Source organism: Limnobacter sp. MED105 (assembly GCF_000170915.1).
Taxonomy (GTDB): domain Bacteria; phylum Pseudomonadota; class Gammaproteobacteria; order Burkholderiales; family Burkholderiaceae_B; genus Limnobacter.
Genome location: NZ_ABCT01000002.1, coordinates 191,962 through 210,815 on the forward strand (window position 1 = coordinate 191,962; position 18,854 = coordinate 210,815).

Genomic DNA, 18,854 nt, shown 5'->3' on the forward strand with positions numbered 1-18,854 from the left:
GAAGTGCAGTGAGACTAAGCCAGGAACACAAAGAACTACAACGCACCATCGAACGCTTTGTGGAGAATGAAATTAATCCACATGTGGCCACCTGGGAAAAGGAACAGATGTTTCCCGCCCATGAGTTGTTCAAAAAGATGGGTAATCTTGGCTTGCTAGGCCTGACCAAACCAGAAGAGTTTGGCGGCATGGGTTTGGACTACAGCTATTCCGTCGTAGCGGCGCAGGCTTTGGGAAAAATCCATTGTGGAGGCGTGCCCATGGCAATCGGCGTTCAGACCGACATGGCCACACCCGCTTTGGCGCGGTTCGGCAGCGACGAACTGCGCCGTGAATTTTTGGCACCCGCCATTGCTGGCGACATGGTGGCTTGTATTGGTGTTTCAGAGCCCGGCGCAGGGTCGGATGTCGCAGGTGTCAAAACCACTGCAAAAAAAGATGGCAGCGACTACATCATCAACGGCAGCAAAATGTGGATTACCAACAGTTTGCAAGCCGACTGGATCTGCCTGTTGGCCAACACCAGCGAAGGCAAACCCCACCAGAACAAATCACTGATCATCGTGCCCATGAAAACTCCGGGCATTACGATTGAGAAGAAGATTCACAAAATTGGCATGTGGGCATCCGACACGGGTCTTATTCACTTTGACAATGTGCGTGTGCCACAGCGCAACTTGATTGGTATGGAAGGCGCAGGCTTCATGTACCAAATGATCCAGTTTCAGGAAGAGCGCCTGTGGGGTGCCGCCAACAGCATCGAAGGCATGATGCATGTGCTGAACGAAACCATTAACTACACCCGCCAACGCAACTTGTTCGGCAGCACCGTGCTCGATCAACAGGTGGTGCATTTCACATTGGCTGAATTGAAAACTGAAATTGAGGCCTTGCGTGCATTGGTGTGGCAGGCCACCGAAGAATACGTAGCGGGTGGTGAAGTCACCGAGCTGGCCAGCATGTGCAAACTGAAAAGTGGTCGCTTGGTGCGCGAAGTCGCTGACAAGTGTTTGCAATTCTGGGGCGGCATGGGTTTTACCTGGGAAAACCCGGCTTCGCAGCTGTATCGCGATGGCCGACTGATTTCGATTGGTGGCGGTGCAGACGAAGTCATGCTGGGCATCATCTGCAAATTCATGGGTATTTTGCCGGGCAAGAAAAAGAATGCCTAGGATCAAAAAACTGCTCATTGCCAATCGCAATGAAATCGCACGCAGAATATTGCGTGCAGCCAAACCCATGGGCATCGCCACAGTCGCTGTCTATTCCGAGGCCGACGAAAAAGCCATGCACGTGCAAGAAGCTGACGAGGCCTATTGCATTGGCCCGGCGCCCTCGCTTGAATCGTATTTGCGCATCGACAAACTGATAGAGACAGCGCTGAAAGCCGGGGCAGATGCCATTCACCCTGGCTACGGTTTTGTATCGGAAAGCCCGGCTTTTGCGCAGGCCTGTGCGCAAGCAGGAATCACACTGGTGGGCCCCACACCGCAAGCCATTGCCGACATGGCCGACAAAGCCTGTGCAAAGGAAATTGCCCAGCAGGCTGGCTTGCCGTGTATTCCAGGCTTCAGCGAGCCCAACGCAAGCGTAAGCGACCTGATGGCTGCAGCGCAGCGCATTGGCTACCCGGTCATGATCAAGGCACTGGCAGGTGGCGGTGGTCGCGGCATGCGTTTGGTGATGAATGAATCCGAATTCGCATCGCAACTGCACTCCGCACAGCTGGAGGCGAAAAATGCCTTCAACGACGATCGGGTCATGCTTGAGAAAGCAATCATCAATCCGCGTCACATTGAAATTCAGGTGCTGGCAGATACCCACGGCCACGCCGTTCACTTGGGTGAGCGTGATTGCTCCGTGCAACGCCGGCATCAGAAAATTGTTGAAGAAGCGCCCAGCCCTGCAGTGAGTGCAGAACTGCGCGCACGCATGGGTGAAGCCGCATTAAAACTGGTGCGTGCCACCAGTTATGTCGGCGCCGGTACAGTCGAGTTTTTGCTCGACGCAAACGGCGATTTTTATTTCATTGAAATGAACACGCGCCTGCAGGTAGAGCATGGTGTGACCGAAGCCATTACTGGAATTGATCTGGTGCAATGGCAACTGCGCATTGCATCGGGCGAACACCTGACACTTCAACAAGACAACATCACATTCTTTGGCCACGCGATTCAAGGCCGCCTGTGTGCTGAAGACCCAGCCCGCGATTTCATGCCGCAAACAGGGCCAGTGCTCGCCTGGAGGCCCGACGAAAACAGCCGCTGCGACCATGCCCTGCAAGAGGGCGGCGAAGTCAGCCCCTGGTACGACAGCTTGCTGGCCAAGGTCATTGTGCATGGTGAGAACCGCCTGGCTGCCTGCGAAAAGCTGGCCGACTCGCTGAAACGAACCGTACTCATCGGCTTTGAACACAACGCACTTTATTTGCAACGCATCGCCAGCCACCCTGTTTTTCAGGGCGGCGATTTTGGCACCGGTTTTTTGGCCCAACACGCCGATGAATTACTCAAACCCCAACACTTCATGGCCGAATGTGCAGTGGCGGCAGTATTCCTGGCGTATGCCCAGCAGCAAAACCACGCCGCCTGGCCAACACCTTTGACAGGTTTTTCAAGCACTCGCGCCTTGCCACGGCCCTTGAAACTCAAGGTGCAGGGCAAGTCCCTGAATTTGAAAGTCAGCAGCAACAACAATAGTTATGAGGTCGATGGGCTTGGTGATGAAGCAGTAGTGCTCGAACACTGGCAGTGCATGACGACGCAGCAAGGCAGTGTCACCATTCAATCCATGGTGAACGACCAGTCCGCGCAATACACAGTCACTCAATCCAACAGCGGTGTGTGGGTTCAACAGGGGCTCAACCCGCAAGCTCTGCATGTGGATGATGAAACCCTGCTAAGCGCCTCAGCCTTGGCAGAAGGTGTGTTTCAAGCTGTGGTCAGCAGCCCCATGAACGGCAAAGTAACCCAAGTACTGGTTCAGCCCGGCCAACAGGTTGAGGCAGGCACTGTGTTGGTGTGCCTGGAGGCCATGAAAATGGAACACCGCATCAGCGCCAAAACAGCAGCGATTGTGGAACAGGTGCACATCAAGGTGGGTGACCAGATGAAGCAGAAGCAAGCCATGGTTCAGCTAAGCCCGATTCAATAATCACAAACAAACGCGGTTGGAGGAGACACCATCCATGGAAGATTTTTTCCGCTCGGTGGAGCGATTTGTCAACGAACAGATCAAACCCCACATCAACGACTGGGACGAAGCCGGGGAATTTCCGCGTGAACTCTACAAGCAGGCCGGCGATATGGGCCTGCTGGGCTTGGGATATCCTGAAGAAGTCGGCGGCTTTGAATGCACGCTGGCCGAGCGACTGCGCCTGTCCAATCTCGTGTGCTCCGCAGGCAGCGGCGGATTACTCGCGGGTTTGTTCAGCCACAACATCGGTCTGCCACCCTTGCTCAATCACGGCGGTGAAGAACTGGTGCAAATGATCGCACCCGCAGTGTTGAAGGGTGAGGCCATCAGTGCGCTGGCGATCACTGAACCTTCTGGCGGATCCGACGTTGCCAACCTGAAAACCAAAGCCGACCTGTTTCAAAAAGACGGCGTACCCCACTACCGCATCAACGGTGAAAAGGTATTCATCACCAGCGGTGTTCGTGCCGATTGGCTGACCGTGGCAGTGCGCACCGGCGAACCTGGTGCCCGCGGCATCTCGGTGCTTATGGTGCCAGGCAATGCCAAAGGCCTGACACGCAGCCCGCTTAAAAAAACCGGTTGGTGGATGAGCGACACCGCCAGCATTTATTTCGACAATGTGGAAGTCCCGGCAAGTTACCTGGTCGGCAAGGAAGGCAAAGGTTTTCGCATCATCATGGAAAACTTCAACACCGAACGCCTCATGCTGGCAGGCGCCTGCGTCGGCTTTTCACGCGTGTGCCTGAACGAAGCACTGGACTGGGCCCAAAACCGCCAAACCTTCGGCAAGCGCCTGATCGAGCACCAGGTGATCGCCCACAAACTGGCCGACATCCGCATGAAGATTCGGGCCACGGAGGCCTGGTTCGACGAAACCATTGCACGTATCGACCAAGGCGACATCAATGAAGAACTGGTGGCCGACATTTGCCTGCTGAAAAACCAGTCCACCCAAACATTGCAACACTGTGCCAATGAAGCGGTTCAAATTCTGGGGGGCATGGGTTTTATGCGGGGAAGCTCAACCGAACGCATCTACCGCGAGGTCAAAGTAATGTGCATTGGTGGCGGAGCAGAAGAAATCATGAAAGAACTGGCCATACGGCAACTGGCATGGTGATGCAAATTACCCCCCGAAAGAGTTACACTAATTGGCTGAATTAGAAAAATTAGATTCGATCGGCGTTCCCCCGAGAGGGCTTTACATGCGACAAGTCAGGATTTGTAAGTACAACACCTACAAATAATGTTAAACATTGTTAATTATTAGGAAATATTCACATCCATTTCCTGATTGCGGCCAGTAAAACTCTCACAAGGCGAAATTTTTGCCGAACTTTTAAATAAACACACCATTGTCGGAGAATGCACTGTGGCTAATATCACTGGAATTATCAAAAGCGTGTTGGGAGAGGTTTCTGTAACCCGTCCCGACGGTGAACAAGTCCTTCTGAAAGAAGGCGACATTATTTCTGCGGGTGACACCGTCACCACCAGTGCCGAAGGCTCTGCCTACATCGAATTCCCCGGCGCGGATGGTCAACAGGCCACCGAAGGTATTCTGCAATCCAATGCTGTAGCCACATTGAAAGAAGGCGAGAACGGCGCTGAATTTGAAGTGGCCGAAGGCGAATTCGAATTGCTGACCGAAGGCGAAACCGTTGCAGTGACGGGTGCAGGCGGCATGTTTGGTTTGTTCGGTGCAGGCTTGGCCGCTGGTGGCTTGGCCGGTCCATTGGCCGCGGCCGCTGGTGCAGCATTTGTACTGGGCAGCGATGACAGCGACGGCGGATCAGGCGGTGGTTCTTCAGGTGGCGGTTCCGGCGAAGCAGCCGCAGGTGCACTTGAGCCAGTCACCGATGCAGCCGGCCCAGCCTCCCCTGCACTTGAAGAAACCCTGGATGCCCTGTCACCTGTAACCACGGTGGTTGATGCCCCCGTGGGTGCCCTTGCACCTGTGACTGAAGCACTTGACCCAGTTCTGGAAGAAACAGCGCCAATCACGGATGCATTGGAACCAGCACTGACACCAGTCAACGACACCTTGAGCGATGCACTGACAGGTTTGGCACCAGTAACCGACTCTCTGGATCAAAACGTAACTCCAATTACAGAAGCCGTTGAAGAAGCTCTGTCACCGGTGGTTGACGTATTGGCTGGCAATGAAGACGGTTTGGTAACAGCAGCGGCCGACACATTGCCAGTTAACCTGCGCGTGGTTGCCGAGCAACTGGGTGGTGGTCTGAGCATGGTTTCCCCACAGTTGGCCGATGGCCTGGCTCAAGTGGTTGGTCAACTCGACCCCGTGCTGGCTCCCCTGAACGACGGTTTGACTCAAGGTTTTGATGCAGCAGCCCCATTGTTTGATGGCCTGGCCACGGCAACCGACGCACTACCGATGGTTTCTCAGCCCCTGGCTGATGGCCTGAACCAGGCTTTCGACGCACTCACCCCAGTTACCGATCCTTTGATCGCAGCTTTGTCAGGTGGCTTGCCACTGCCAGGCGGTGACGGTGGCGGTGCAGCCGGCCCCACAGGCACACCTTTGGATGCGGTATTGGGCCCTGTGACTGACGCCCTGGGTGGTGCTGGTGGCGGCGGTTTGCCAAGCTTCCCAGAAACAGGCACACCACTCGACCAAGTTACAGCCCTGCTCGACCCAGCCATTCTGACCGACGCCTTGGCAGGTGCGGGTGGTGGTGGCGGCTTGCCTGGTTTGCCCAGCACCGGCACACCGCTGGACATGGTCACTGAATTGCTCGACCCAGCCATTCTGACCGACGCCTTGGCAGGTGCGGGTGGTGGTGGCGGCTTGCCCGGCATCCCAGAAACTGGCACACCGCTGGACATGGTTACTTCCCTACTGGACCCAAGTGTTCTGACCGACCTGGCAGCAGGCGGTGGTGCAGGTGGTGGCTTGCCAAGCTTCCCATCCACAGGCACGCCTCTGGATTCATTGACAAGCTTGCTGGACCCCTCCAGCCTGCCAATCTCCTCTGGCGCAAGCCCTCTGGATGCATTGACCAGCGCGCTGCCTACAGACAGCCTGCCCATCTAAGCTTTGTAGTATTGCCTGGGGCTCCGACCCCCAGGCAAAGTGAAAAGGCACCCTTCGGGGTGCCTTTTTGCATTTTTACACCACTTAGATAAGTTGAACTTTCCTTGGGGATTAACCACGCAAAAAGACAATCAGGACATTCATCATGCCAGCTTCAATAGGCTCAAATCAGCTTCAATCAAGCAGCCAACGACCAAGTACCCAGCCAATAGAAAACACGACGGACTCCAAAACACAGGCGCCCGGTCGAAAATCGGCCATGGTCATGGCCACCACGGGGCTTGCCATTGCCGCCTTGGGAGCAGGGATATGTTTTACACCTGCTGCACCCACAGGCCCATTAATAATCGCGCTTGGCCTCGCATTAATGATCGCCGGAAGCATAGTGTACAAATCGCCTGCCTCTGCCGTTGCCAACACCAACCCATTCAATGGGTTAAACAACAATACATTCGTTCCGCCTTCCCACTACTACGACAACTGCGAACACTCATCCCCTGACAACAACCACAATAACTGCTAGCTCCGCAACAAATGGAACTTTGCCCCTTGGGCGGAAACCTAGATGGGCAGGTATCTTTTTTCTGTTTTGACGCGTACCACCCGGCTACACCTTCCGCTGCAGGAGCATAAGAATTGGAAAACTCAAACTTCAATGTATTACAACTCGTGCCCCCTGTCGTCGTCATGGTCTTACTGGTATCTGCGTGTTACTTTTTCTACACGCGCTACGTCAAAGTATCCAAAGCACTTTGCCTGACACTGCAAAAAATCAGCACCACGATTCGCTCGATGAGCGACGGCGACGAAATGATCAGAAAAACCGGCGTGGGTCGAGTTTTCCAAAACACTCAACTCGAACCCATTTGGCGAGACTTCTCTAAAACACTGCACACACAAACTGGTCTCATCAACGGAATTACAAAAAACAAAAAATCACGCCTGACAGTCCCCGTTTCTTACTACTTCTCAGTCTCATCGGTTATCGATCGTCCGCTTGCAGTTGATTACTTCAAACACCTGCCGGGCATTCTGACAGGCATTGGAATTATCGGAACATTTTCAGGTTTGCTATTCGGACTATCCAATTTTGACGCGTCCAATCCCGAACTGATGGCACAAAGCGTCTCTCTTTTACTGGGCGGCGTACGCGACGCATTCTATGCATCAGCAGCAGCCATCACAATCGCAATGATCATCACCCACTGGGAAAAGATGCTTTACCGCCGATGCCTGAGCTCGCTCGATGATCTCGTCGATGCAATCAGCAGCCTCTTTGAAGCCGGCGTTGGAGAAGAATATTTGGCCACTCTTGTCCATCACTCAGCAAACTCAAGTGATCAAGCGAAAAGCCTGAAAGACGAACTGATTCAAGCCATGGTTCCTGTGATCAAGCAATTGGAGTCTATTCAGTCACAACAAGTCGCCAGCATGGGCGGTGCGCTTGAACAAGCGCTAACTGAGTCTAATCGACGACTGGCCAGTCAAATAGAAACCGCACTGATCCGTCAAGTCAAAAGTCCAATTGAAGACATGGGCAAGAAAATGGACAACCGACTAAGCCACATCAAAAGCAATCCCCAGGATCTTGCAAGAAAAGTCATTCGGGCGAGACAGCAAGACGGTCAAATAGAAAACAGCCCGGAGGCCGCATGAGCTTCGGGCAATATCAACAGCCATCAAGAAACGCTGAAGAAGCAGAAAAACCTTTCTGGATTTCTTACGCGGATTTAATGACCGCCCTAATGATTCTCTTTCTGGTGATCATGGTGACTGCACTAGCCTCGATCACAAAAAAAGCAGAGCAAACAGTCAAAGAAACGCCAGAGATCAAAGAGCAAGTGGACATGACTAAAGTTAGACTTCAAGAAATTTCAAATATCTGTCAACACTTATCCGAGGAAGTCGCAAAAACAAACACCTCGGTTGAAGTCGATTGCAAACTGAATCGAATCAATTTCGGAGAAGTCGGTCGATTTCAGTCAGACCAATTCAGATTAGGCGCAGAAGGTGAACAGGCACTCAATCAAGTGGTACCTGCAATTCTGAGCACAGCGAACACACCAACAGGACAGAAATGGTTGAAACAGGTGCTCATCGAAGGCTTTACCGACACCGATGGCTCTTACCTCTACAACCTGAACCTAAGCCTGAAACGTTCAGAATGGGTGATGTGCACACTGCTGCGAAACGACCAAAGCACAGCAGTGCATTTAAACAATGATCAAAGGCAGCAAGTCAAAAAACTCTTTCTCGCTGGCGGTGTTGCATTCAACCATGTGCGCGACTCAAAAGATGCAAGTCGACGCGTAGAACTTCGGCTCCAATTCTACGGAGTCGACAAAGCCGAAAAAAATCGATCCCAATACGATGCGAAGTTTGAAGACGACGCAAAAGAACGTTGTTGGTTGTGACCATGCACGCGAACTTTTAGCCCAATCCGTCAACTCAGACAACACGAGTTCATCAGGAGCACCTTCAGTGATTAATTCCGCCGCAGCAACATCAGCCATCACACTTGGCCAAGCAGCTCAAATTCAGGCACCCCAGGACAACATCAATCAGTTTCAAACACTCCTGAAAAGCATCAATGGTGCATTAAGCAGCGGAACTCAAAGTCTCTCCAAACGATCCGTAGAAGATGCCAAGCGCAACCAGGGCACGCTAATCGAAGAGACTGCTGCAAGCGTCAACGAAGCTGAAATCGCCATCAAGCAACTTGAAAAAGAGGTCAATCAAAGCACTTTTGACCTGAAGGGTTCGCTCGCATTGAACTCCGAATTTACGCAATCCGTTGTCTACCAGAAATTTACTGCCACAGCCTATTTTGTAAGCATGAGCAGAATCAGCAACCGGGGCGAAAACATTTCCGAAGAAATGAATTCCATTACCAAAAGGCGCTAAATTTTGAAAACCGCGCTCAAACTCATCATTCGCTCAATCGGCTACCTCTTTCTCATCGGTGCCTTGCAAGCCTGTTCCGGCAACAGTCAGCTTTTCAGTGGATTGTCGCAAGAAGAAGGCAATGAAATTTACTCCAGTCTTCTAGAGGCTGGCATTCCCGTAGAAAAGTCATCGGGCAAAGAGGGAGTCATCATCTCGGTACCCAAGCAAATGTCCTCAGACGCACTCAGAATTCTTCAGTCGCAAGGACTACCCCGAGCGAAGAAAACATCAATGGGTGAGGTCTTCAAAAAAGAAAGCATGATTAGCTCACCACTGGAGGAGCGTGCCAGATACCTGTATGCACTGTCCCAGGAACTCGAAGAAACATTGATGAGCATGGACGGCGTTTTATCTGCCCGAGTACACATTGTTCTGCCGGAACGTGCCAACCCAGGTGAAGTACTCTCCCCCTCGTCGGCTGCTGTGTTCGTTAAATACGAGAACGGGTCGTCCTTTCCAGCTTACGTTCCACGCGTCAGGGAACTGATATTCAAAAGCATTCCCGGAATAACAGGCGAAGTCAATACAAGTATCTCTGTGGCCGCCATTCCTTCAGAACCACGTGGCGATGCCTGCTTACCGCTTCTTTGGTATGGCCCACTGGCGCTAAGTGAAGAAGATCGAATTTACTTTCTCAGCATCGTTTATCTGATCGTAGCGCTCTGGGTACTCTCACTGGGGATAGTGTGGCTCCAGGCCAAAGACGAAAATGAGTGGCCCGAAGTATTGCGCAAACTAAAACTCAGGATCTTCAAATGACTGGTGAACTCATATTTTCGAGTCGCTGGTGGGCATGGTGGTCGAACCCGCTCATCGCAATTCACGAAGAACATTGCGTCTCACTGCCCCTGACAAAAGAGCAGCTCGACAACATCGATTATTTCAACTTGCTTCAATTGCGAAGTACATTGAACATGCCAGAACTACCCGATGATCGCCTGATCCTGCGTCCAGAGTTACGCAGCATTGCCATCGCGACAAACAGCGTACTTGAAGAACATCTTCAACGATTCGCCTTATTCAGTCTGGATGCAAGTATTCTGCATGCACGCCCACAAGACTGGGAAAGTAGTTTTGGCGTGAACTCGCCCGAAGTGATCCGCGAAATCATTGTATTGAAAAACGATCTGCCTGAGGCCTTGATCCAGTGGCAGGAATCGGTGGCGCGCCACATGGCCAACACCCTGAAGAAACAACTGTTTCTTCACGACAGAATACGACTGGGATTTGCGGTTTACCTCCGAAGCTACTTTCCGAAAATTTATCAGCGCTGGCAGCTTACACAAACCAAAGAGATCATCGACTGGAGCAATGATCTTGAGCCCATTCCACAAGAGCTGTGGGACGTGATTGACCACTGGAGTGAAGCCGCCTTCTGCGCCTTGCACAGCGAAGTCTATTCGCACCACGAAGTATTGGAACTTGACTTCGACCCAGACGGCACATCCGATAATTCAATTGAGGAAATCGATTTTCTACACAAGGAAGATCATGCTTAACCTCATCAAGCGCGTTCATTTTCCTGAAGGACTACAGATATCAGGCGGTGTCGTTAAAGCGGCCCTGTTAAATCACGTAAGCACCTATCACGATTTACTGAATCAGGCACACCGACAAGCCCAAATCATTTTGCGTGATGCAAATGACGAAGCTGAACGAATCAAGGAACAATCCCGACAGCTTGCCGCGAACTCAGTGCGCGAAGACTTGGTGTCCCTCAAAAAGATCACAGCCTGGAAAGAAAATAATCTGCTCGATAATTCCTCGTCAATCTGCACAGAAGTTTGCGTGGTTGTTCTTGAGAAATTCATTTCAACTGCATCCGATTTTCTCAAAATCAAAACACTTGCCGAAGCGCTGGTCATACGTTCTCACAACGCACGGGAACTGAATCTTCAGGCCAATCCTGCCCAGGTAGATTTGGTTAAAAAGGTACTTGCCGAAGTCCTCGCTGAACAAATGAACCTTAGAAAGTGCAATGTAAAAGCCGATGAAGAGCTACAACCATTTGAACTGAAAATAAGTACTGCAAACGGAGCTGAAATCAATGTGTCTTTGAATAATCTGATCGCGATGTACAAAGAAGAGATTGAACGTCTCGAACCTGCATTGGTACCTGTGATAAAAAATCTTGAGGTCAACAGTGAAAGTATTTCTTAAATTACTCATTCTCGCTTTAGTCCTCGCCCCCCTTGTATCACGCGCAGCCACAACAGACAAAGTCGAAACAAAAGTCTATCTTGCGCAAGACGAGAGTGCCAAACGGGTTATTGAAAAAATGTTGTCGATGTTTGGGAAGCGTTTGGTTGCAGACAGTATTCCAAGCTCACCAGTCAGCGGTCGATTTGAAGTTAAAACAGTTGATGACGTGATGGCCTATTTTGAAAGTGCCTATCAAATCAATTGGTTTCAGAACGGCCTGAATGTATATACCTACAGATCAGGAAACTGGCGAACAAAGCGCATTTATGTAGGTGGTGATCGCTCTAACGACGACTGGAAAGAACTGCTTACTTCAGCAGGCCTTTACTACAAAGAGTTCCCGTTTGTATTTCATATGGACAGCAAAGAACTCATTGTTTCCGGCCCCGCCAGCTACCTCTCATTAATAGAAGACTCCTTTCAGCAGGACCGGCCCGATCCATCCGAGATCGCAAAGCACGGAACCCAACTGATGGTTTTTCCACTCAAGCACGCCTCAGTCGAAGACAGGCAAACCAACTTGCGAGGAACCATGGTTACCACGCCGGGCGCGCTCTCCGTGCTGCTGAACTTGCTTGGGCTTCCAAATCAGCAAATGGCAAATTCTCCGGAAGCAAAAAAACCTGGCATGAATGTTGAGCGATCCCCCTACAGCCTTAGTCCTGGCGAAGGTTTGATGATGGGGGAAAGAATTGGTGCTTTGCCTGTCTCGCCCAGTAGCGGGGTGAAAAAGAAGGCCGACGACGACCCTGAAAAAGCAGAGTTTGTCAGTGTCACAGCAGACCCACGCACCAACTCAATCTTGATTCGTGATGCAAAGAGTAAGTACGACTACTACAAGAATCTGATTGATCAACTGGACCGTCAGGTGGCGATGATCGAGGTTGAGGCAATGATGGTCGAAGTCGATCAAAAAGGACTCAATGAGTTGGGTTTGGAATTTGGCTTGCTGTCAGATCGGTTTGCCTACGACTTTCCCGGTAGCGGCGTTGGCCGACCAAGCTTGATCGCAGCCGGCGCCACTTCGATTGTTGATCCAATGCGTTTTATGGCCAGGTTAAAAGCACTCTCTGCCGATGAAAACGCAAAAGTACTTGCGCGCCCAACAATTGTGACCCAAGACAATGTGTCCGCATACATCGACCTTAGTCAAACACTTTACATCCAGGTTTCAGGCGAACGCGTTGCCGACGTTATTCCAATTACAGCAGGTAGTCTGTTGCAGGTCACTCCCCGAGTAGTCATCGATGAACAGGAAGAGCGGATTTTCCTGCGCATCGAAATTCAGGACGGCAGCCTTACCGAGAATACGCAAGGAATCAACATGCCCAGGGTGCAGAACACATCACTAAGCACCCAAGCTGTAATTCAACGGGAAAAGGCCATCCTAATTGGCGGATACAACAGAGAATCCACTGAAGTTAATGACTACAAAGTCCCCTTGCTCGGAGACATACCGTATATCGGAAAAGCGTTCACTTCCACTGAAAAGCGCACACAAACTGTTGCAAGGCTTTTCCTGATTACGCCACGACTGATTGACCGGCCAATTCACGATTCGGAATCCACACGCAAAGCGGTGAAAGAACTCCAGATGTCATTCAAATTGAAAGGAGACAACCTTGAAGGAACTCCCTCTTTGAAACTCGATAGCACTATTCCGAGGTAATCATGGCAATTACGATTCCACCAATTGTTCAAGAGGTCACCACAGCTGAAGCGCTTCAAAGTGGCGCTTTGGCAAAAAAGCAACTAAGTGCAGTTGAGCAGAAAAAACTCAATAACTTTATTCGCGCACATGCACAGCACAACAGTTCAGGCGAGCCACCTGTTGAGGTAACCCCAAACAACAGGCTGGAAGGCAAGCCACAAGTCACGGCCGAAGAGCAGGCGCTTGCAGTAGCCGCCCGCAGCCGGGAAGACGCACACACAAAGCGCACGTCTGAAAAATACAAAGAAGCGTATCGGCTTATGTTCACTTCGGACATGACATTTCTGAGTAAAGACCTGATTTCGCTAAACACCGCAGTCAAGACAAAAAGTAAAAGTTTGGTCGACCTGGCGGGAAACTTGCGGCCGGAAGAAAAAGCATTGCGCAAGTTCTTGCTTGTCAGCCTGTTGCTCGAAGAGCCAGGCTTGAGCAAAACAGAAATCAAAGATTTAAACAATTATAAAAAATCACTTTACTCGGAACACGGTGACTTCATCTCAGGCTCTATTTCAGCGTTTGAAGTAGGCAAACAAAGTCGACTTTCACAAGCGACCCTCCGTGAATTCATCAAGGCGTACCAAACAATTGAAATACAACCTCACGTTGATGCACCGGACATATTGTCACTGTTCAAGGCCATCCGAAACAATGTAACAAAGGAAGATTTCAGCGCTGACATGAATAAAATGCGCGATGGATTCATCAATATCCTGTCGAGAGAGAAAACACAAAACCCCAAAAAAATTACCGCACCTCGGCACTACATGATCCTTAGCCGAATCAATCAAATCAATCTGTTAATCAAGGCTCAGGGAATCCATAAAAAATTTCTGAACTGCTGCACCGCGGCAAAATTGAGTGGTCTGCCATCGCTAAGTAACTTGCTGGAAAGTTGCTTGCAAACTGTTGCATCGGCGGAAGTTGTCACAGGGCTGAATTCGCTGGTAAGAATTGCCTCGGCCGTAAGTGCAAACAACCGACCCGGTAAAAACATATTCATCACGAACTACAACCGCTTGGTACTTAAAAGTGACCTGCTTGAAGATCTTTACAAAAATGGATCTCACAGAAAACAAGTAACCGACGGAATTGACAAAAATCTGAAGGCTGCAGGAGTTCTATCCGTAGGAGCTTCGCATGGACAGTCATGAGATCGAACCAGCCGAACTGTCAGTTTCCAATAGCGACTGGGTCATGGTGAAAAGCGAGAACAGGACAAATCACTTCTCAGCTCAACATCAAGAATACTTTATGGTCTGGGTTTCCGAAACTCCACCATCGACTGGCATCACAGAGGCGTCCAAAGCCCTGGTAGAAATGAAAAATCCCCTCCCCGGAATTCATATTAATTGCCAACTCGAACCCGAACTGGGATTCATTCTTCGCACCACAAAAAACTGGCATCTGGAAACCCTTCGGGACATGCAACTCACTTTCGACAAGATCACTTGGGAAATTGATCGTTTGAGCCAAAGGTAAACAATGAAGTCTGACAACAAATATGATCCGCTGTGTTTATCCGCCAACGTGCAAGAACGCATCGACAAGAAAGCAAGTGGTTGCACTGTCAATATCAGCAAGGCCTCAAAGCCTCTCGCCTTGTCAAACCCTTCCATGTCAAGGCCACAACAAAATTCACTCAAAGATGATTTTCTGGAAATGCTGTTTCCGGTATCGCCCGAAAGTCACACACCCTCGAACTCAGAGAAAACACCTAAAAACACAGGAAATTTTCAAACAAACGGAACAAAAGAACTTTTTTCTCCACTTAAAAAAGGAGAAGTAAAAGAAAAGGGTTTGTCAGAAATACAAAACTCATTTTCCTTCCAAATTGATAACTCTGCACTTGGTGCACTGGAAGTGAAAGGAAGTTACCACCAGGGAAACCTGCTTCTCAATATCGAACTGCCACCAGCGATGGGGCTGAACGAACAGAAAGTACTGATTAAAATTTTAGAGGCCAAATTGTCTAAGCAGCTTGGCGTCGCTCTGGAGGTCAAAATTGGTCGCAGCAATTAACAACATCGCAATGCTTGCCTCGCCACCGGGCGCACAAACACCCCAACCACCGTTACACGATATTGCTGACTTCAAAGCAATGATCAACGATGCTGGCCCCATCAACAACACAGTAAAAAGTTTTGTTGAAAATGCCCAAACAAAGCTGAATCAAAGTGACATGAACATGGGTCAAAAACTCAAAGATTTTGATGCCAATGACAACGTACTCAGTCTGATTGAATCAATTCACGAAAGCTCCATGAAGTCTGTGTCAATTCAACTGACAGGAAAAATTGGCAGCAAAGTATCGGAAAGTTTTGAGCAATTGGTTAAACAACAGTAGGAGGTATTGTGGAAGTTATTCAAGCAGGCGATCGCGTATTTAACTTTGCAGATCGACACGGCAAGAATGTCAACAACATGCTTGCCCGTTCAGATTTTGGTGATTCTCCAGTCGACTCTGTGATGTTGAATTACGAGATTCAAATGATGGGTTCATTGTGGCAATTGGCTGCTGGTTTGGTCAAAGACCTTACCGAGCCATTAAAAAGTATCGTCAACAAATAAGGAGTCAATTATGGCGGTTGAAGGAACAGCGTCGGTGCCCGCAGGGGCCTACTCACCAGAGCTTCTAGATGCTCTGGAAGAAATCACAGTGGGCTTCATTCTGGACGACTTTCTCAGCGAGGCCACCGACCCTGTCGGTGGTAGCGATGACGACTGATCAAACAGATCAGCCGTATTTGGTGTGCATGGTGTTTACATATTAATCAGGAGAATCAAAATGGCAGCAATCGAAGGTCCAATCGGCGTAATGACAACCACAGGTCAGGATTTCCAGGACAACGCGCTTCAGCAATTTCAAGACGTACTGAATGACCCGGATGTAGAGCCTGGTGACATTGTGGAAGCCGCGGCAAAACTGAAAATTGACCTCGCTTCGGCCCAGGCAATTTTCGATGCTGCGGGCAAGTCTGGCGACTTCTACCGCGACGTTGTTTCCCGGGCACTTAACTAATAAATCCAAAGGGAAAATCATGACTGCTACCACCCCAATTACGAATCCCGAACCATTGACCGAACCCTACGAGATCGATGAAAGCAAAGTCGATCAAATGTTTGAAGCAGCGGCAAGGGGAGACACTCAAACAGTGCTACTACTGGCTACAGGTCTGCAATTGGGGGGGTACACCTATGACATAGAACGTCTCACCGAGCTGGCAGCATGGTACGGCCCACTCGAGACAAACGGCGATGCCTTGATATCTCTCCTTCAGACACATGAAGAAGGCGCAGTAGAAGCCAACGAAGACATGAAACGCTATTTGAATGAAGCCCGTGCGCAGATGAGTGCTTCTGGAAAACCGATTCCGAACGATGTTCTTGAAGTGTTCAACAAAGTCATGAATGGCGAGAAGGTCAATGAAGAAGAAGCAAAGAAACTTTACTCATGGTGCCTTGAAGCGAAAGAACTGGTCATTCCTTCGGACTACCGTTCCGCAATTATTGGAGAGCAGTTACAACGCCTGCGCGATCAATATGACCAAAAAGTAGACTCGGGCACAAAACGACTGTCCAGTTTCTCGGTTCGATAAACACACAACAACACACATTGAGGTATTTATCATGGCAGGCGTAGATCCAAACCAATCAGTACAGTGGCAACCAACAACGATTACTGGTGAAGTCGATACAGCCGAGGAGGCTGTTCAGGCATGGCTTAATCAGAACCCGGGCGTAAACCTGGCCGACATGTCCAAATCAGAGTTGACGAGACTCATCAACTTTTTACAAAGCCAATCAAGTCAACCATGGGCTCAGGGAAGTGATCTCAATGCCCTGATTACCGATCTGAAACAAATTCGCAACAGCTGGGACTCATCCACCGGCACAGACCCATTGAATCAATTGGACAGCGAGCTGAAAAGTGAGCTGGCACTGTTGAGAGTGCTTGCGGAGCACACGCAAGGCACTGATGCCTTGGATACAGCTATTGCTGAACTGCAACCGCAGGCCGATGCCGTGGCTGAAGTAATGTCGGCAATTTCAACCTCGACAAGTTCGTGGAGTGCCGAGAACAACATCAAAACTGTAGACCAGGTCAATGAACTGCTGGCAAAACTGGACACACTGGAAGCCAGTGGCGTAAACCTAAATTCGGTGGGCCTGGGCACTTTGAAAACAGAACTGATTACCGCGAAAGCTGCATACGAATCATCAATTGCAGCAGACCCAAGCGCAGAAAACCAACAATTGGCCTTGTCCCAGTTCCGCGAGTCGGTCGCAAAAGCCAAGATGAATTATTTGCTGTCCACGGGACTCAGCGCGTCAGACCCGAAAGTTCAAGCTGAGCAAAAGGTGATGCGCAGCGAAGATCTTTGGCAATACAACCTTGAAACAGATTGGGATGTGAGTGAAATTCCTGGTCCGGAAGGATACAGCGAGGAAGAATTACAAAACTATCTTGATGAACTAAAGCTTCAATACAGCTTTGCTGTCGATCGGGGCGACACAAATGCGCAACGTTACATTTCTACCAAGATGAGCCAGATTGAGGGTGCATTGAATAGCCTGGTCGAAGGGAATGACGGATTCGGTGTCAGCATTAATTTGTTTTTGGACCTGAAAGGAACTGACATCGCTGAAAAAACCCGCCTGCGAGACGAGGCTTTCAAAAATGGCGATCAAGCACTTGTAGACCAGTTGGATCAGGAAATTGAATCCATCAGCAAGCTGGTTGAGGCGGTCATGAGTGAGTTTTCTGCAATTATGAGCAAACTCGCCGAGGTTGCATCACAAGCCTATCAATCCGCATTCTGAGGTACGCCAGATGCTTGATCAAGTAAGAGACACCGGCTATGCAAGCCTGATTGACAACGGCGCAAGTAAGCCACTGACAGAAACCTTGGCCGAATACATGATCGCGGCGCTTGAGCAAACCCGAGATGTCATCGGCAGTTACCTGGTCGGCCTCGAGGGCGCGGAACGCGCCAAGGTTGAAAAGGTCAAGCAACAAATTGAAGACTATCTCGAGCAATTGCGAAAAGCCAAAGCGATGAGTGGATTGGCCAAGTTTTTCAAAGCACTCGGTGCATTGGGTGTGGCATTGGCAATGATCACAGCAATCTTGATTCCAACGCCAATGACCATCGCGATTCTTGTGGTGACCTTGGTCATGTTTCTAGAGCCCTTGATCAGCGAAGCAGCTGGCTCGGAATCCTTCATTGAAAAAGGGATGGGTGCAATGTTCGAAGCGTTAAGCGACGCTTTGGGACCGATCGGCGCCATTGTGGTCGGCACCTTGTTGATGATCGCGATTGTTGTAGTTTGCACAGCCTTGATGGCGGGTGGCCTGTCAGCCATGTCGTCAAGCGCTTCAGCGGGCGTACAAGCAGCCAGGGAGTTTGCATCGTCCCTTCCAGCCTACATCGCAAAAATGTTGACTGGCTCACTCACCGAGGCCCAAACAATAGCGCTAACCCGCTTTCTTGAATATGCGCAGTCCGCAATCCTGATGGCACAAGCTGGTCTTCAAGCAGAAATGGGGCAGCTGCAGTACGAGGGCGCAAAACTACTGAAGGAAGCAGAAGTAGCCCAGGCAATTATTGATGGCTGGAGCCAGATTATTGAAATGTTGAGCCAGGAAAATTCCAATTACCAGGATTTGCTGCAACGTTTTCAAATGTTGATTGCGCAACTATTTGGTGTTTGAAACACATCTATTCAGGAGAACAAACA

The 18,854-nt window shown here is 50.1% G+C and carries 22 protein-coding genes; 21 read left to right on the plus strand and 1 reads right to left on the minus strand.

Annotated features, from left to right (window positions below; translation table 11 throughout):
- The first annotated feature begins 8 nt into the window (after positions 1-8).
- The 4 genes from LMED105_RS03735 (at position 9) to LMED105_RS03750 (ending at position 6,256) form a co-directional block, all read left to right on the plus strand.
- A complete protein-coding gene (locus LMED105_RS03735) occupies positions 9-1,172 on the plus strand; it encodes an acyl-CoA dehydrogenase family protein (RefSeq protein WP_008248306.1) in 1,164 nt (387 codons plus the stop codon).
- Positions 1,165-3,153, plus strand: coding sequence for a biotin carboxylase N-terminal domain-containing protein (locus LMED105_RS03740; RefSeq protein WP_008248308.1), 1,989 nt, complete (start codon positions 1,165-1,167; stop codon positions 3,151-3,153). Before LMED105_RS03735 ends, LMED105_RS03740 begins: the two co-directional genes overlap by 8 nt.
- A gap of 34 nt (positions 3,154-3,187) precedes the next feature.
- Positions 3,188-4,318, plus strand: a complete 1,131-nt coding sequence (locus tag LMED105_RS03745) for an acyl-CoA dehydrogenase family protein (protein ID WP_008248309.1) — start codon at positions 3,188-3,190, stop codon at positions 4,316-4,318.
- Between the two features lie 252 nt (positions 4,319-4,570).
- Positions 4,571-6,256, plus strand: coding sequence for a hypothetical protein (locus tag LMED105_RS03750; protein WP_156799519.1), 1,686 nt, complete (start codon positions 4,571-4,573; stop codon positions 6,254-6,256).
- A gap of 174 nt (positions 6,257-6,430) precedes the next feature.
- Here the strand turns inward: LMED105_RS03750 and LMED105_RS03755 are convergent, their stop codons facing one another.
- The gene (locus tag LMED105_RS03755) at positions 6,431-6,640 is read right to left on the minus strand and encodes a hypothetical protein (protein ID WP_156799520.1); all 210 of its coding nucleotides are present in this window, start codon (positions 6,638-6,640) and stop codon (positions 6,431-6,433) included.
- Positions 6,641-6,892: 252 nt separating this feature from the next.
- Here LMED105_RS03755 and LMED105_RS03760 point away from each other — a divergent pair, with 252 nt between their 5' ends.
- The 17 genes from LMED105_RS03760 (at position 6,893) to LMED105_RS03835 (ending at position 18,828) form a co-directional block, all read left to right on the plus strand.
- The gene (locus LMED105_RS03760) at positions 6,893-7,912 is read left to right on the plus strand and encodes a hypothetical protein (protein WP_156799521.1); all 1,020 of its coding nucleotides are present in this window, start codon (positions 6,893-6,895) and stop codon (positions 7,910-7,912) included.
- Complete coding sequence (locus LMED105_RS03765; RefSeq protein ID WP_008248314.1) at positions 7,909-8,670, plus strand: flagellar motor protein MotB; 762 nt, start codon at positions 7,909-7,911, stop codon at positions 8,668-8,670. The genes LMED105_RS03760 and LMED105_RS03765 overlap by 4 nt, the downstream gene beginning before the upstream one ends.
- Positions 8,636-9,160, plus strand: a complete 525-nt coding sequence (locus LMED105_RS03770; RefSeq protein WP_156799522.1) for a hypothetical protein — start codon at positions 8,636-8,638, stop codon at positions 9,158-9,160. Before LMED105_RS03765 ends, LMED105_RS03770 begins: the two co-directional genes overlap by 35 nt.
- A gap of 3 nt (positions 9,161-9,163) precedes the next feature.
- Positions 9,164-9,961: a type III secretion system inner membrane ring lipoprotein SctJ gene (sctJ, locus tag LMED105_RS03775; RefSeq protein ID WP_008248317.1), complete on the plus strand. Its 798-nt coding sequence runs from the start codon at positions 9,164-9,166 to the stop codon at positions 9,959-9,961.
- A complete protein-coding gene (locus LMED105_RS03780) occupies positions 9,958-10,701 on the plus strand; it encodes a hypothetical protein (protein ID WP_008248323.1) in 744 nt (247 codons plus the stop codon). Before sctJ ends, LMED105_RS03780 begins: the two co-directional genes overlap by 4 nt.
- The gene (locus LMED105_RS03785) at positions 10,694-11,362 is read left to right on the plus strand and encodes an HrpE/YscL family type III secretion apparatus protein (RefSeq protein WP_008248325.1); all 669 of its coding nucleotides are present in this window, start codon (positions 10,694-10,696) and stop codon (positions 11,360-11,362) included. The genes LMED105_RS03780 and LMED105_RS03785 overlap by 8 nt, the downstream gene beginning before the upstream one ends.
- Positions 11,346-13,073, plus strand: a complete 1,728-nt coding sequence (sctC, locus tag LMED105_RS03790; RefSeq protein WP_156799523.1) for a type III secretion system outer membrane ring subunit SctC — start codon at positions 11,346-11,348, stop codon at positions 13,071-13,073. The genes LMED105_RS03785 and sctC overlap by 17 nt, the downstream gene beginning before the upstream one ends.
- Positions 13,074-13,375: 302 nt before the next feature.
- Positions 13,376-14,266 (plus strand): hypothetical protein, encoded by an 891-nt coding sequence (locus tag LMED105_RS03795; RefSeq protein WP_232222704.1) that lies wholly within the window; start codon positions 13,376-13,378, stop codon positions 14,264-14,266.
- The gene (locus LMED105_RS03800) at positions 14,253-14,594 is read left to right on the plus strand and encodes a hypothetical protein (RefSeq protein WP_008248328.1); all 342 of its coding nucleotides are present in this window, start codon (positions 14,253-14,255) and stop codon (positions 14,592-14,594) included. Before LMED105_RS03795 ends, LMED105_RS03800 begins: the two co-directional genes overlap by 14 nt.
- A 3-nt stretch (positions 14,595-14,597) precedes the next feature.
- Positions 14,598-15,134 carry a hypothetical protein gene (locus tag LMED105_RS03805; RefSeq protein WP_008248329.1) on the plus strand — a complete coding sequence of 179 codons (537 nt, stop codon included), beginning with the start codon at positions 14,598-14,600 and terminating at the stop codon, positions 15,132-15,134.
- Entirely contained in the window at positions 15,118-15,459 is a 342-nt protein-coding gene (locus tag LMED105_RS03810; protein WP_008248330.1) for a hypothetical protein, read from the plus strand. Before LMED105_RS03805 ends, LMED105_RS03810 begins: the two co-directional genes overlap by 17 nt.
- Positions 15,460-15,467: 8 nt before the next feature.
- Positions 15,468-15,683: a hypothetical protein gene (locus tag LMED105_RS03815; RefSeq protein ID WP_008248331.1), complete on the plus strand. Its 216-nt coding sequence runs from the start codon at positions 15,468-15,470 to the stop codon at positions 15,681-15,683.
- Between the two features lie 10 nt (positions 15,684-15,693).
- Positions 15,694-15,840, plus strand: coding sequence for a hypothetical protein (locus LMED105_RS16770; protein WP_008248332.1), 147 nt, complete (start codon positions 15,694-15,696; stop codon positions 15,838-15,840).
- Positions 15,841-15,900: 60 nt separating this feature from the next.
- The gene (locus tag LMED105_RS03820; RefSeq protein WP_008248333.1) at positions 15,901-16,134 is read left to right on the plus strand and encodes a hypothetical protein; all 234 of its coding nucleotides are present in this window, start codon (positions 15,901-15,903) and stop codon (positions 16,132-16,134) included.
- A gap of 19 nt (positions 16,135-16,153) precedes the next feature.
- On the plus strand, positions 16,154-16,711 hold the full coding sequence (locus LMED105_RS03825) for a hypothetical protein (RefSeq protein WP_008248335.1): 558 nt from the start codon (positions 16,154-16,156) through the stop codon (positions 16,709-16,711).
- Positions 16,712-16,742: 31 nt separating this feature from the next.
- Positions 16,743-17,936 carry a hypothetical protein gene (locus LMED105_RS03830; protein WP_008248336.1) on the plus strand — a complete coding sequence of 398 codons (1,194 nt, stop codon included), beginning with the start codon at positions 16,743-16,745 and terminating at the stop codon, positions 17,934-17,936.
- Positions 17,937-17,946: 10 nt separating this feature from the next.
- The gene (locus LMED105_RS03835) at positions 17,947-18,828 is read left to right on the plus strand and encodes a hypothetical protein (protein WP_008248338.1); all 882 of its coding nucleotides are present in this window, start codon (positions 17,947-17,949) and stop codon (positions 18,826-18,828) included.
- Positions 18,829-18,854 lie beyond the last annotated feature (26 nt).